Source organism: Actinomycetospora aeridis, from assembly GCF_037400275.1.
Lineage (GTDB): Bacteria > Actinomycetota > Actinomycetes > Mycobacteriales > Pseudonocardiaceae > Actinomycetospora > Actinomycetospora aeridis.
In genome coordinates this window covers 590598-603396 of sequence record NZ_JBBEGL010000004.1, presented here as the reverse complement: position 1 = coordinate 603396, position 12799 = coordinate 590598, and the positions used below count along the sequence as shown (strand labels likewise).

The 12799-nt window shown below is 73.7% G+C and carries 17 protein-coding genes; 13 read left to right on the top strand and 4 right to left on the bottom strand.

Annotation, left to right across the window (positions count from 1 at the left end; genetic code table 11):
- Nucleotides 1-3 precede the first annotated feature (3 nt).
- From rplO to truA, 13 genes are all read left to right on the top strand, one after another.
- Entirely contained in the window at nucleotides 4-459 is a 456-nt protein-coding gene (gene rplO, locus WCD41_RS17440) for a 50S ribosomal protein L15 (protein ID WP_337714728.1), read from the top strand.
- Between the two features lie 233 nt (nucleotides 460-692).
- Nucleotides 693-2012 (top strand): preprotein translocase subunit SecY, encoded by a 1320-nt coding sequence (secY, locus tag WCD41_RS17435; protein ID WP_337714727.1) that lies wholly within the window; start codon nucleotides 693-695, stop codon nucleotides 2010-2012.
- 61 nt (nucleotides 2013-2073) lie between these two features.
- Nucleotides 2074-2631: an adenylate kinase gene (locus WCD41_RS17430; RefSeq protein WP_337714726.1), complete on the top strand. Its 558-nt coding sequence runs from the start codon at nucleotides 2074-2076 to the stop codon at nucleotides 2629-2631.
- Between the two features lie 96 nt (nucleotides 2632-2727).
- Complete coding sequence (gene map / locus WCD41_RS17425; protein WP_337714881.1) at nucleotides 2728-3492, top strand: type I methionyl aminopeptidase; 765 nt, start codon at nucleotides 2728-2730, stop codon at nucleotides 3490-3492.
- Between the two features lie 77 nt (nucleotides 3493-3569).
- Nucleotides 3570-4025, top strand: a complete 456-nt coding sequence (locus tag WCD41_RS17420) for a DUF1707 SHOCT-like domain-containing protein (protein WP_337714725.1) — start codon at nucleotides 3570-3572, stop codon at nucleotides 4023-4025.
- Between the two features lie 213 nt (nucleotides 4026-4238).
- Nucleotides 4239-4460: a translation initiation factor IF-1 gene (gene infA / locus WCD41_RS17415; protein WP_030532868.1), complete on the top strand. Its 222-nt coding sequence runs from the start codon at nucleotides 4239-4241 to the stop codon at nucleotides 4458-4460.
- 24 nt (nucleotides 4461-4484) lie between these two features.
- Nucleotides 4485-4598 (top strand): 50S ribosomal protein L36, encoded by a 114-nt coding sequence (gene rpmJ, locus WCD41_RS17410; protein ID WP_018330934.1) that lies wholly within the window; start codon nucleotides 4485-4487, stop codon nucleotides 4596-4598.
- A gap of 205 nt (nucleotides 4599-4803) precedes the next feature.
- Nucleotides 4804-5184 (top strand): 30S ribosomal protein S13, encoded by a 381-nt coding sequence (rpsM, locus tag WCD41_RS17405; protein ID WP_274280613.1) that lies wholly within the window; start codon nucleotides 4804-4806, stop codon nucleotides 5182-5184.
- Between the two features lie 33 nt (nucleotides 5185-5217).
- Nucleotides 5218-5628 carry a 30S ribosomal protein S11 gene (rpsK, locus tag WCD41_RS17400; protein ID WP_337707390.1) on the top strand — a complete coding sequence of 137 codons (411 nt, stop codon included), beginning with the start codon at nucleotides 5218-5220 and terminating at the stop codon, nucleotides 5626-5628.
- A gap of 19 nt (nucleotides 5629-5647) precedes the next feature.
- Nucleotides 5648-6253, top strand: a complete 606-nt coding sequence (rpsD, locus tag WCD41_RS17395) for a 30S ribosomal protein S4 (RefSeq protein ID WP_337714724.1) — start codon at nucleotides 5648-5650, stop codon at nucleotides 6251-6253.
- A 109-nt stretch (nucleotides 6254-6362) separates the two neighbouring features.
- The gene (locus WCD41_RS17390; protein ID WP_274200589.1) at nucleotides 6363-7436 is read left to right on the top strand and encodes a DNA-directed RNA polymerase subunit alpha; all 1074 of its coding nucleotides are present in this window, start codon (nucleotides 6363-6365) and stop codon (nucleotides 7434-7436) included.
- Between the two features lie 91 nt (nucleotides 7437-7527).
- Nucleotides 7528-8217: a 50S ribosomal protein L17 gene (gene rplQ / locus WCD41_RS17385; protein ID WP_337714723.1), complete on the top strand. Its 690-nt coding sequence runs from the start codon at nucleotides 7528-7530 to the stop codon at nucleotides 8215-8217.
- A 50-nt stretch (nucleotides 8218-8267) separates the two neighbouring features.
- Nucleotides 8268-9080, top strand: a complete 813-nt coding sequence (gene truA, locus WCD41_RS17380; protein ID WP_337714722.1) for a tRNA pseudouridine(38-40) synthase TruA — start codon at nucleotides 8268-8270, stop codon at nucleotides 9078-9080.
- A gap of 60 nt (nucleotides 9081-9140) precedes the next feature.
- Here the strand turns inward: truA and WCD41_RS17375 are convergent, their stop codons facing one another.
- From WCD41_RS17375 to WCD41_RS17360, 4 genes are read right to left on the bottom strand one after another with little or no spacing between them, the layout of a single operon-like run.
- Nucleotides 9141-9518, bottom strand: coding sequence for a VOC family protein (locus tag WCD41_RS17375; protein ID WP_337714721.1), 378 nt, complete (start codon nucleotides 9516-9518; stop codon nucleotides 9141-9143).
- A 55-nt stretch (nucleotides 9519-9573) separates the two neighbouring features.
- Complete coding sequence (locus WCD41_RS17370) at nucleotides 9574-10299, bottom strand: hypothetical protein (RefSeq protein WP_337714720.1); 726 nt, start codon at nucleotides 10297-10299, stop codon at nucleotides 9574-9576.
- Nucleotides 10296-11501 (bottom strand): type VII secretion protein EccE, encoded by a 1206-nt coding sequence (eccE, locus tag WCD41_RS17365; RefSeq protein ID WP_337714719.1) that lies wholly within the window; start codon nucleotides 11499-11501, stop codon nucleotides 10296-10298. Before eccE ends, WCD41_RS17370 begins: the two co-directional genes overlap by 4 nt.
- The gene (locus WCD41_RS17360; protein WP_337714718.1) at nucleotides 11498-12787 is read right to left on the bottom strand and encodes a S8 family serine peptidase; all 1290 of its coding nucleotides are present in this window, start codon (nucleotides 12785-12787) and stop codon (nucleotides 11498-11500) included. The genes eccE and WCD41_RS17360 overlap by 4 nt, the downstream gene beginning before the upstream one ends.
- Between the last annotated feature and the right edge of the window lie 12 nt (nucleotides 12788-12799).

The following is a 12799-nucleotide window of genomic DNA, read 5'->3' as shown; positions in this document are numbered from 1 at the left end:
CCGATGGGTGAGTCCCCCATCAAGCTGCACCACCTGCGGCCGGCGCCCGGGGCCAGGACCGCGAAGACCCGTGTCGGTCGCGGTGAGGCCTCCAAGGGCAAGACCGCAGGCCGCGGCACCAAGGGCACGGGCGCCCGCAAGAACGTCCCCGCGACGTTCGAGGGCGGCCAGATGCCCCTGCAGATGCGCCTGCCGAAGCTCAAGGGCTTCCGCAACCGCAACAAGGTGGTGTCGCAGGTCGTCAACGTCGGCGACCTGGCCCGCCTGTTCCCCGACGGCGGGGAGGTCGGCCCGGCCGAGCTCGTCGGCGCCGGCGCCGTGCGTGCCGGGCACCCGATCAAGGTGCTCGGGACCGGCGAGGTCGGCTCGGTGGCGCTGCGCGTGAGCGCGCACGCGTTCTCCGGCTCGGCGAGCGAGAAGCTCTCGGCCGCGGGCGGCAGCGCCACCGTCGTCGAGTAGTCCGCCTGTCCGTGACACGTCCACCGGCCCCGGTGACCGCCCTCCGCTCGTGCGGAGGAGCGGGCCGGGGCCGGTGGTGTGTCGCCGTGTAGTCTCGCCCCGGGCCGGCTCGACCGGTCCGGCCCGACCCTCGACGCACCGCTCGTGCGGTGCGCGGTCGGCGACCACCGGCCCGAGCGGCTCCGATACCCCGACGAGCCCGCGGTGCGGCCGAACGACATCTGGAGGTCCGAGTGCTCGGCGCCGTGCGGTCAGCCCTGACCACACCGGACCTGCGCAAGAAGATCCTGTTCACGCTGGGCATCGTCGCCGTGTACCGCCTCGGGGCGACGCTCCCGGCGCCCGGCGTCTCCTACGTGAACGTCCAGGAGTGCCTGCGCCAGGTCCAGGGCAGTGACGCCGCGAGCGTCTACTCGCTGATCAATCTCTTCTCCGGCGGAGCGCTGCTCCAGCTGTCGATCTTCGCGCTCGGCATCATGCCGTACATCACGGCGAGCATCATCGTCCAGCTGCTGACGGTCGTCATCCCCCGCTTCGAGCAGCTGAAGAAGGAGGGGCAGAGCGGTCAGGGCAAGCTCACGCAGTACACGCGCTACCTGACCATCGCCCTCGCGGTCCTGCAGTCGACCGGCATCGTCGCCCTGGCCGACCGCAACCAGCTCTTCCAGGACTGCGACCCCTCGCAGTTCCCGATCCTGCCCAACGCCGACATCTTCGACCTCGCGGTCATCGTCATCGTCATGACGGCGGGCACCGCGGTGATCATGTGGTTCGGCGAGCTCGTCACCGAGCGCGGCGTCGGCAACGGCATGTCGCTGCTGATCTTCACCTCGATCGCCGCCCGCATCCCGGCCGAGGGCAACACGATCCTGCAGAACGCCGGCCCGCTGGCGTTCACGGTGGTCTGCGCGTTCGGCCTGGTCATCATCGCGAGCGTCGTGTTCGTCGAGCAGGGCCAGCGGCGCATCCCCGTGCAGTACGCCAAGCGCATGGTCGGACGCCGCATGTACGGCGGGACGTCGACCTACCTACCGCTGAAGGTCAACCAGGCCGGTGTCATCCCGGTGATCTTCGGGTCGTCGCTGCTGTACCTGCCCGACCTGCTCTCGCGGATCACGGGCAACCAGAACTCGGGCTTCTCCCGGTTCGTGCAGACCTACCTGGCCAACCAGTCGAACTGGCTGCACATCCTGCTGTACTTCGCGCTGATCATCTTCTTCACGTACTTCTACGTCTCGATCACGTTCAACACCGAGGAACGTGCCGACGAGATGAAGAAGTTCGGGGGGTTCATCCCCGGGATCCGGCCGGGCCGTCCCACGGCCGAGTACCTCAGCTACGTGCTGTCGCGGATCACATTGCCGGGATCCATCTACCTCGGCATCATCGCCGTCCTGCCGAACTTCTTCCTGGGCCTGACCGGTCAAGGGCAGAACCAGAACTTCCCCTTCGGGGGCACGGCTGTTCTGATCATGGTGGGCGTCGGGCTGGACACGGTGAAGCAGATCGAGAGCCAGCTGATGCAGCGCAACTACGAGGGTTTCCTGCGCTGATCGGGGACGGTCGGCGGCGGGTGCTGGTGTACACAGGGATGTCAGGCGAGGGAGTGTTGTCGTGAGGATCGTGCTGGTGGGCCCGCCGGGTGCGGGCAAGGGAACCCAGGCGGCGCGCCTGGCCGAGCGCCTCGACGCGCCCCACATCTCCACCGGCGACATCTTCCGCGAGAACATGAAGAACGAGACGGAGCTCGGCAAGGAGGCCCAGCGCTACGTCGACGCCGGCGACCTGGTGCCCGACGAGGTCACCGTCAAGATGGTCAAGGACCGTCTCGCGCAGCCCGACGCGCAGGAGGGCTTCCTGCTCGACGGGTTCCCGCGCAACACGGCGCAGGCCGACGAGCTCCAGAAGGTCCTCGGCGACCTCGGCCAGCGCCTCGACGCGGTGCTCGTCTTCGAGGTGGACGACGAGGAGCTCATCAAGCGCCTCATGTCCCGCGGGCGCTCGGACGACACCGAGGAGACCATCCGGCACCGCCAGGAGGTCTACCGCTCGGAGACCGAGCCGCTGATCGCGCACTACCAGGACATCGCGGTCCGGGTGGACGCCGTCGGCTCGGTCGACGAGATCACCGACCGCGCCATGGACGCGCTCGCCGACGAGCCCGACGACTGAGTGGGCAACCCGAGCCGCCGCCTGACGGGTCTCACCGAGGCGGTCTCCGCCGGGGTCGGCGGACTCGCCGACCGCGTGCGGGGGCGCCTCGTGGAGATGAAGACACCCGGGCAGATCGACGCGATGCGCGCGGCCGGCCTGGTGGTGGCCTTGGCGCTCGCCGCGGTCACCGAGGCCGCGCGGCCGGGCGCCAGCACCGCGGACCTCGACGAGGTCGCCGAGACGACCATCCGCGAGGCGGGCGCCGTCCCGTCCTTCCTCGGCTACCAGGGGTTCCCGGCGTCGATCTGCTCGTCGGTCAACGAGCAGGTCGTCCACGGCATCCCGTCGCCCGGGCAGGTGCTGGGCGACGGCGACCTCGTCTCGATCGACTGCGGGGCGATCCTCGACGGGTGGCACGGCGACGCCGCCGTCACGCTGCTGCTCGGCACGCCCCGGCCCGGTGACGAGGCCCTGTCGGCGGCCTGCCGGTCGGCGATGGAGGCCGGCATCGCCCGGCTCGTCCCCGGGGGGCGGCTCGGCGACGTCGGGCACGCCGTCGAGGAGGAGGCGCGACGGTGCGCCGCCGCCGACGGGCGCGAGTACGGGATCGTCGCCGACTACGGCGGGCACGGCATCGGAACGTCGATGCACATGGAGCCGTTCGTCCCGAACCTCGGCAGGCCCGGCACGGGGATGCGCCTGCGCGCCGGCATGGTGCTGGCCATCGAGCCGATGCTCACCGCGGGCACCGACGAGACCGAGGAGCTCGAGGACGGCTGGACGGTGGTCACCGCCGACGGCAGCCGCGCGGTGCACTGGGAGCACTCGGTGGCCGTGACCGACGACGGGCCCCGGGTCCTCACGGCGCCCGCAGGGTAGCGACTCCAAACTTTCGGATAGCGTGACTATCCGTCCTGCGCTACGCTCGGTCCCAGTCGAGGAACGGGGTGGCCGTCATGGTCGAGCAGGATCAGATGCGGGTGGCGGACGCCGAGCGCGAGCGGGTCGCGGCGGTCCTCGGGCGGGCGCACGGCGACGGGCGCCTCACCCTCGCCGAGTACGACGAGCGGGTCCGTGCGGCGCACGGCGCGGTGGTGCACGCCGACCTGACCCCGCTGACCGCCGACCTGCCGACGGAGCCCGCGCCCGCGCCCTCGCCGGCCGGGGTCCGCCCGGCGACCCCCCGCCGTCCGTCGCCGCTGCGGATCGCGGTCGCCGTCTGGGCCGCCGTGTCCGTCATCAACCTCGTGATCTGGGTGGCCGTGTCGGTCGGCACCGGCGACCCCGTGGCGCCGTGGTGGATCTGGGTGGCCGGACCCTGGGGCGCGGTGCTCGCGATGCACGCCCTCGCCGCCCGGGTGGGGCTGCCGACGCCGCCGATGCCGTTCGGGTGCGTGTCGGCACGACGTTGACGTCACGTCGGTGTTGCCGGTGAACCCCCCGGTGACGAGGCTCTCGACACGCCGCGCGTACACTTGACGGCTGGTGCGCGTGTCGTGCCGGTGTCCGCGCGCAGTGGCGTGGTGGGCGGCCGGAGATCGGCACGGGCCCGGTCCCACTGATCGGTCGCCCTCGCGGGCGGCGGTCACGGGACGACAGCGTACGTCGAGAAGAATGCGGAGGACATGGCGAAGAAGGACGGCGCCATCGAGGTCGAGGGCCGGGTCATCGAGCCCCTGCCCAATGCGATGTTCCGGGTGGAGCTCGAGAACGGGCACAAGGTCCTGGCGCACATCAGCGGCAAGATGCGTCAGCACTACATCCGGATCCTCCCCGAGGACAAGGTCGTCGTGGAGCTGTCGCCGTACGACCTGTCGCGCGGCCGGATCGTCTACCGCTACAAGTAGTCCGACAGCAGCGAGGAAGAGGACGTGAAGGTCCAGCCGAGCGTCAAGCGCATCTGCGCGAAGTGCCAGGTGGTCCGCCGTCACGGGCGGGTCATGGTCATCTGCGACAACCTGCGCCACAAGCAGCGCCAGGGCTGACGCGCCCCGACCGGGCACACCGGGCCGACGCGCCCGACGCGGCCACCGCGCCGCACACCAGATACCTCCCCGCACCTACGCCGGCTCGAGCGATCGATGCCCCGGCGGAGCACCCCCGGCACGGGAGGCCGGAGCCCGGAGCGCGAGCGCTCCGGGACGGGCGGGGAGCCAGACCTCCCGGACGACACGAGGAGCACGTCGCCCCATGGCACGACTCGCCGGCGTCGATCTCCCCCGCGAGAAGCGGATGGAGATCGCGCTGACCTACATCTTCGGGATCGGCCGCAGCCGAGCCCGCGAGATCCTCACCGAGACCGGCATCGACTTCGACCTGCGGTCGAAGGACCTGTCGGACTCGGACGCCGCCACGCTGCGCGCGTACATCGAGAACCACTTCCGGGTCGAGGGCGACCTGCGCCGGGAGGTCCAGGCGGACATCCGGCGCAAGGTCGAGATCGGCAGCTACCAGGGGCTGCGGCACCGCCGCAACCTGCCGGTGCACGGGCAGCGGACGAAGACCAACGCCCGCTCGCGCAAGGGCCCCAAGAAGACGGTTGCCGGCAAGAAGAAGGCCGCGCGCAAGTAGTCGCGCCCCCCACCCCCGAACGGAAGAGAAGAGATGCCACCCAGGACTCGCCAGGGCGCGGCCGGGGCCAAGAAGGTCCGCCGCCGGGAGAAGAAGAACGTCTCCCACGGCCACGCGCACATCAAGAGCACGTTCAACAACACGATCGTCTCCATCACCGACCCGACCGGCAACGTCATCAGCTGGGCCTCGGCCGGCCACGTGGGCTTCAAGGGCTCGCGCAAGTCGACGCCGTTCGCCGCGCAGATGGCTGCCGAGAACTGCGCCCGCAAGGCCGCGGAGCACGGGATGAAGAAGGTCGACGTCTTCGTCAAGGGCCCCGGCTCCGGCCGTGAGACCGCCATCCGTTCGCTGCAGGCCGCGGGCCTCGAGGTCGGCACCATCGCCGACGTCACGCCGCAGCCGCACAACGGCTGCCGCCCGCCGAAGCGTCGCCGGGTCTAGGCGGAGAGGAGACAACGAGATGGCTCGCTACACAGGCCCCGCCACCCGCAAGTCCCGCCGTCTGAAGGTCGACCTGATCGGCGGCGACAAGTCGTTCGAGCGTCGTCCGTACCCGCCGGGGCAGCACGGCCGGATCCGCATCAAGGAGTCCGAGTACCTGCTGCAGCTGCAGGAGAAGCAGAAGGCCCGCTTCACCTACGGCCTGCTCGAGAAGCAGATGCGCGCCTACTACGAGGAGGCGAACCGTCGCGAGGGCAAGACCGGCGACGAGTTCCTCCGCCTCCTCGAGTCGCGGCTCGACTCGGTCGTCTACCGCGCCGGGCTCGCGCAGACCCGTCGTCAGGCCCGCCAGCTCGTCGGGCACGGCCACTTCCTGGTCAACGGCCAGAAGGTCGACGTCCCCAGCTACCGGGTGACGCAGTACGACATCATCGACGTCCGGGAGAAGTCCCGAAACATGCTGCCCCTCGTGGTGGCCAAGGAGAACTTCGGTGACCGCCCCGTCCCGGGGTGGCTGCAGGTGGTCCCGGACTCGCTGCGCATCTTCGTCCACTCCCTCCCGGAGCGGGCCCAGATCGACACGCCGGTCCAGGAGCAGCTGATCGTCGAGTTCTACTCGAAGTAACACCCACGGGGGGCTCCGCCCCCCGTGAACCCCCCGGCCCCGGGTCCCCTGGGGTCGGGGTCGGGTTCGGCGTCAAATAGCGGACGCCGCATCGGAAGGAAAACCGTACGTGCTGATCTCCCAGCGTCCTGCTCTCTCCGAGGACGCCATCGACGACACCCGTTCCCGGTTCGTCATCGAGCCGCTGGAGCCGGGCTTCGGCTACACCCTCGGCAACTCGCTGCGTCGCACCCTCCTGTCGTCCATCCCGGGCGCGGCCGTGACCAGCATCCGTGTCGACGGGGTCCTCCACGAGTTCACCACCGTTCCCGGGGTGAAGGAGGACGTCACCGACATCATCCTGAACCTCAAGGAGCTCGTCGTGAGCTCCGAGGAGGACGAGCCGGCCACGATGTACCTGCGCAAGCAGGGCCCGGGCACGGTGACGGCGGGTGACATCGTCCCGCCGGCCGGCGTGACCGTGCACAACCCCGACCTGCACATCGCGACCCTGAACGACCAGGGCCGCCTGGAGGTCGAGCTGGTCGTCGAGCGTGGCCGCGGGTACGTCCCGGCCGCGCAGAACAAGGCCTCCGGCGCCGAGATCGGCCGCATCCCGGTCGACTCGATCTACTCGCCGGTGCTCAAGGTCAGCTACAAGGTCGAGGCGACCCGCGTCGAGCAGCGCACCGACTTCGACAAGCTGATCCTCGACGTCGAGACCAAGCCGTCGATGACCCCGCGCGACGCGATCGCGTCCGCCGGTCGGACGCTCGTCGAGCTCTTCGGGCTGGCCCGGGAGCTCAACGTCGACGCCGAGGGCATCGAGATCGGCCCCTCGCCCGCCGAGGCCGACTCGATCGCCGCGTTCGCGATGCCCATCGAGGACCTCGACCTCACGGTCCGGTCCTACAACTGCCTCAAGCGGGAGGGCATCCACACGGTCGGCGAGCTCGTCGGCCGGTCGGAGGCCGACCTGCTGGACATCCGCAACTTCGGTGCGAAGTCCATCGACGAGGTCAAGATGAAGCTGGCCGGCCTGGGCCTCGCGCTCAAGGACAGCCCGCCCGGGTTCGACCCGTCCGCCGCGGCGGCCGACTATCCGTCGGAGGGCTTCGAGTCCTACGGCTCCGACGGCGGCTTCGGCGGCTACGGGGTCTCGGACGACGACGGCCAGGACTACGCCGAGACCGAGCAGCTCTAAGCAGTTTCTTCAGCAACTCTGACGTGCTGCCCCCTCCCCGGCCCGGTGCACGGGCCGGGGAGGAAAGGCGTCACGAGACAGGAGCAGTGACATGCCCCAGCCCACCAAGGGCCCGCGGCTCGGGGGTTCCCCGGACCACCAGAAGCTGATGCTGGCCAACCTGGCCACGTCGCTCTTCACGCACGGCCGCATCCACACCACGCGGGCCAAGGCCGAGCGCCTGCGCCCGTACGCGGAGCGGCTGATCACGAAGGCGAAGAAGGGCGACCTGCACGGTCGGCGCCTCATCCAGCAGCAGATCCGGGACAAGGACGTCGTCCACCGCCTGCTCGCCGAGATCGGCCCGTTCTTCGCCGACCGTCCCGGCGGCTACACGCGCATCATCAAGACGCTGCCGCGCAAGGGCGACAACGCGCCGATGGCCGTCATCGAGCTGGTGAACGAGCGGACCGCGTCGGCGGAGGCCTCGCAGGCCACCCGCACCGCCGCGGCACCGCAGACCTCCTCGGGGCCGGGCGCCGAGGTCGGTGGCACCGCCACCGGCGCGGCCGCCACGGCGGCCACGATCGCGGCCGCGGAGGAGGACGCCTCGCCGGAGCCGGCTGAGCCGACCGACGCCGCGGACACGGTCACGGAGGACAGCTCGGACGCCTCGGACGGCTCGGACGGCTCGGATGAGGACACCGTGCCCGAGGAGATGGCCGAGAACTCGGCGGCCGCCGCCGGTCTCGACACCTCGGACTCGACCGACGACGACGAGTCGGACGAGAAGAAGTCCTGACCGACCAGTCACCCCGCGAGCCCGCCCCCGACACCGGGGGCGGGCTCGCGGTGTCTCCGGCCCGGTACCGGGTCGACCTGGCCTACGACGGCACCGACTTCTCCGGCTGGGCCCGTCAGCCCGGGCTGCGCACGGTGCAAGGGGTCCTCGAGGACACCCTCGCGACGATCTGGCGGGTACCGGTCGCGCTGACCGTCGCCGGGCGCACCGACGCCGGAGTCCACGCCGACGCGCAGGTCTGCCACGTCGACCTGCCCGACTCCGTCGCGATCCACCCGGGGCTCGTCGGCCGCCTCGCCCGGATGCTGCCGCCCGACGTCCGGGTGCGGGCGGTCGCGCCGGCGCCCGAGGGGTTCGACGCACGCTTCTCGGCGTTCCGCCGCCACTACCTCTACCGGGTCAGCACCGCCCCGTGGGGCCCGGAGCCGCTGCGGGCCCGCGACACCCTGCGCTGGCCACGCCCCCTCGACCTCGACGCGATGAACGAGGCCGGCCGCGGTCTGCTCGGCGAGCACGACTTCGCCGCCTACTGCCGCCCGCGCCCCGGCGCCACGACGATCCGCGAGCTCCAGCGCCTGGAGTGGACCCGCGAGCCCGGCGAGCCCGACGTGCTCGTCGCCCGCCTGTCGGCCGACGCGTTCTGCCACTCGATGGTCCGGTCGGTGGTCGGCGCGCTGCTGGCCGTCGGCGAGGGGCGCCGCTCGGTGGAGTGGCCCGCCGCGCTGCTCGCGGCCGGCGAGCGGTCGAGCGAGGTCACCGTCGCCGCGGCGCGGGGCCTGCGCCTCACGGGCGTGGACTATCCCGACGACGCGGGCCTCGCCGCCCGGGCCGCCGCGACACGCCAGCGCCGAGACACGCCGTAGCCCTCGTGTCAGCGGTGGGTCACAGCAGACACTGGGTGTCCGTATCGCCACACGCTCGCTTCAGCTGCCGCTGCCGTAGGGCCGGGTGAGGATCTCCAGGTTGTGGCCCTCGGGCGAGTCGAAGTAGGCGCCCTGACCGCCGTCGTTGGTGTTGCGCCCCGGCCGGCGGTGCCCCGGATCGGCGAAGGTCGGGACCCCGCGCTCCCGTAACCGGTCCGCGATCACCCCGAACTCGTCGTCCGGCACGAGGAACGCGTAGTGCTGGGAGTGCGGGTCGGCGACCGTCATGAAGTCGAGGCTCGTGCCGTGGGCGACCTCCACGACCGTGAAGGGTCCGAAGTGGTACGGCGCCGGCAGCCCGAGGACCTCGGCGAGGAACGCCGCGCCGGCGTCCGGGTCGGGCGACTCGACGATGGTGTGGTTCAGCTCGATGCTCATGGGTCCGAGGGTCCGACCTCGAGCAAGGTCGAGGTCAAGCGGGCGGAAGGGCGCGCTAGTCGCCGCGCCGGACCGGCCCCAGGATCGCGGTCTCCCGCGGGCCGGTGACGAGGTCGACCCGCCGCCACAGATTGCGCCCGAGCAGGACGACGCCGCGATCGGGCAGCGTGCGCAGGGTCTCGGTCATCGCGGGCGACAGGCGCCACAGCCGGCCCGCGAGCTCCGCCTCGTGGGGCGGCAGGCGCTGGATGAGGACGAGGTCGGCGTCGTCGGCGAGGTCGGAGACCGCCGGGACGAGGGACGGGAGCACCACGAGCGTCGTCTGCCGCGGCCGCCGGGCGGGCGCCGGACTCCGCGCGGTGGCCCCGCGGTCGTACACCACGAGCAGGGGAGGCCCGTCGGGCACGGAGAGGTCGGCCGGCGGCTCGCCCACGAGACGCACCGACGGCTCGCCCGCGTCCCGCACCGACTCCCACACCGGGGGGCGCCCGGTCACGACCACCGCGCCGGTGCCCGCACCGACCGCACGCAGCGTCACCTGGCGGGCCAGGTAGAGCCCGCCCAGCAGCACGACGCGCGTCGGCGCCGCGCGCACGAGGCTGACCGCCACCGGCTCGCCGTCCGGGTCGGCGCCGAGCACCACCCCGGCCGGCCGGACCGGCGGACCGAGCCCGTCGACGAGCGACGGCGGGACGGAGAACGTGGGCGCGAGCTCGGGGTCCGCGCGGGTGGGGGCGGTGCGCCCCGCCGGGCCGGGTGGCGAGGTGTCCGGGCGCGTCACGGCTGCGCCCCCAGCGGGAGTGTGCTCGCGAGCCCGGCGGCGTGCTGGCCGTCGAGCGCGTCGAGCGCCACCCCGAGCGCGTGCCCGCGCGCCACGAGCTCGCTGCCGTACTCCTCGAGCGCGTCGGGGGTGTCGGCGGTCAGGCGCACGGTGCCCCGCAGCCCGACCGCGTCGCGACCCGACCGGGCGTCGGGCTCGAGGGTCAGCGCCAGCGTGCACGTGCGCGCCGGGAGGGCGGTGAGACCCGTGAGGCGCTCCGGTGCGCCCCCGGTGGGCCAGCTCGTCACGGCGTAGGCGGCGTGCCCGACCTCGCCGACGACCACCGCGCGCCAGTGCTCGACGAGGCGCCCGGTGTCGACGCCGTCCTCCGCGTCGGCGGCCTCGACCGCCGCGTCGAGCACCTCGTCGGCGGCGAGCGGCCGCACCGGCGTGCCGTGGTCGGCGAGCACGCGCCCGATCCGGGCGAGGGCGCCCACCACGGCCCGCTGGGCGCCGATCACGCCCCCGCCGCGCTCCGCGACGGCGTCCGGGCAGCGGGCCGGGTCGAGGCGCACGACGAGCCACGCCTCGCGCCGCGCCAGTGCCGGCAGCGACCCGAGGACCTCGCGGTAGGCCTCGCCCGCCGGGGTGTCGTCGGCGACGGGCCGGCAGTGCCACACCGCGCTCACCGCGTCGAGCACCACGCCCCGGTCGGCCAGGCAGCCCGCGAGCGCCGCCAGGGGGAACGATGCGGCGCCGGCCTCCGCGTCGCCCGGGACGAGTGCGGCGCCGACGTCGGTGCCGGCCGGGTCGAGCGCGAGCACCGCGCTCCAGCCGCCGCCATGGCCGAGGAGGCCCACCTCGCGGCCGTCGTGGTCGCGGGTGCGGGCGACGGTCAGGTCGCCGGTGAGCAGCCGCAGCGTCCGCAGGCGCGGGTCGACGTCGTCGGCGCCCGGCTCCGCGTCGCGCTCCCGGACCCGGACACGGAAGCGCAGGGCCAGACCGATCCACTGCACGAGCCAGCGCCGCCGCACCCGCAGCAGGCCGACGAGCAGGCCGGCCGACAGGACGACCCCGGCCAGCGGCAGGAACCGGCGGTCGACGGCGACGAGCGCGACGGCGAGCGCCAGGCCGACCTCCAGAACGACGATCGCGGCGAGCGGGACCGGCCCCAGCGACGGGCCCGACGGCCGGCGCGAGAAGGTGAGCTGCTCGGCGCTCACCGGGCCGCCCTCCTGCGCCGGGCCACCAGCACCCCCGCGAGGGCGAGCGCCACCGCCCCGCCGGCCACGAGCCACCCCGTCGGGGCGGCGTCCCGGGGCGCGGTCGCGGGGGTCTCGGCCCGCACCTCCGGCCCCGTGCGCGGCGGGCCCCCGCGCACGGCCGCGGCGACGTCGAGCACGCCGTAGCCGACGGCGTCGTCGCGTGTCCCGGGCACGAGCCCCGGTGTCGGCGCGGCGCTGCGGACGAGCGCGGCCGCGATCTCGCGTGCGGGCGTCTCGGGTGCGCGTGCCCGGAGCAGGGCGGCGGCGCCGGCGACCCGGGCGGCCGCGAAGCTCGTGCCGACCAGCGGGCCGGTCGCGCCGTCGGGGGCGGTGAGCCCGGTGGTGAGCCCGTCGCCCCGCGCGGCGAGCGACGAGGGGGCGCGGCCCGGCGCGGCGAGGTCGACCCACGGCCCGGCCAGCGACGACGGGTCGGGCGCGCCGGCGTCGTCGACCGCGCCGACGCTGAGCACGTCGTCGCCGAACCAGGCGGGCACCGGGACGCTCCGGACCCCGGCCGCGGTGTTGGACGCGCACCCGGGACCCGTGTTGCCGGCCGCGGCGACGACGACCACGCCACGGTCGACGGCGTCGCGCACCGCCGCGCGCAGCGCACCGAGCGCCGGGGCGTCCGCGGGGTCGGCGACCTGCTCCGGGGTGCGGCACGCGGTCAGCGCCAGCGAGAGCACCCCGACGCCCGGTGTGTCGGCGGCGTGGCGCACCGCCCGCGCCAGCGTGGCGACGTCGCCGACCCCCGTCCGGCCGTCGGCGCCGTAGAAGGCGCTGGTCTGCCGGACGGCGAGGACGCGGACGGCGGGGGCGACGCCGACGAGGAGGTCGGCGGGGGCGGCGTCGGCGGCGAGCACCCCGGCGACCGCGGTGCCGTGCCCGTCGCAGTCGTCGGTGCCCCCGGTGCCCGCCACGAAGTCACCGCCGTCGACGACCCGGCCGCGCAGACGCGGGTGCGGCGCGACGCCGGTGTCGATCACCGCGACGGTCTGGCCCTCGCCGCGGCCGTCGACCCAGGCGGCCGCGGGGTCCGGGCCGGGCGGGAGGTCGCCGACGCCGAGGCCCGCCGCGGCCGGGGCGACGGGCGCGGGGCAGGGGGCGAGCCGCCGGGCGCCGGGCACGCCGTCCGGCTCGGGGTCGAGGGCGGCGAGCGCCGCCGCGTCGGGGGCCGGGGGAGCGGGCACGGTCGGGCCGCCCGGCGGTGCGGCCGCCGCGGGCAGCACGGTGAGGGCGGCCATCAGCAGTGCAGC

Excerpts from the sequence above, each read along its gene's own strand:
- rplO (WP_337714728.1), top strand. The coding sequence starts at position 4 with ATGGGTGAGTCCCCCATCAAGCTGCACCACCTGCGGCCGGCGCCCGGG.
- map (WP_337714881.1), top strand. The coding sequence starts at position 2,728 with ATGAAGACACCCGGGCAGATCGACGCGATGCGCGCGGCCGGCCTGGTG.
- WCD41_RS17420 (WP_337714725.1), top strand. The coding sequence starts at position 3,570 with ATGGTCGAGCAGGATCAGATGCGGGTGGCGGACGCCGAGCGCGAGCGG.
- infA (WP_030532868.1), top strand. The coding sequence starts at position 4,239 with ATGGCGAAGAAGGACGGCGCCATCGAGGTCGAGGGCCGGGTCATCGAG.
- rpsM (WP_274280613.1), top strand. The coding sequence starts at position 4,804 with ATGGCACGACTCGCCGGCGTCGATCTCCCCCGCGAGAAGCGGATGGAG.
- rpsK (WP_337707390.1), top strand. The coding sequence starts at position 5,218 with ATGCCACCCAGGACTCGCCAGGGCGCGGCCGGGGCCAAGAAGGTCCGC.
- rpsD (WP_337714724.1), top strand. The coding sequence starts at position 5,648 with ATGGCTCGCTACACAGGCCCCGCCACCCGCAAGTCCCGCCGTCTGAAG.
- rplQ (WP_337714723.1), top strand. The coding sequence starts at position 7,528 with ATGCCCCAGCCCACCAAGGGCCCGCGGCTCGGGGGTTCCCCGGACCAC.
- WCD41_RS17375 (WP_337714721.1), bottom strand. The coding sequence starts at position 9,518 with ATGAGCATCGAGCTGAACCACACCATCGTCGAGTCGCCCGACCCGGAC.
- WCD41_RS17360 (WP_337714718.1), bottom strand. The coding sequence starts at position 12,787 with ATGGCCGCCCTCACCGTGCTGCCCGCGGCGGCCGCACCGCCGGGCGGC.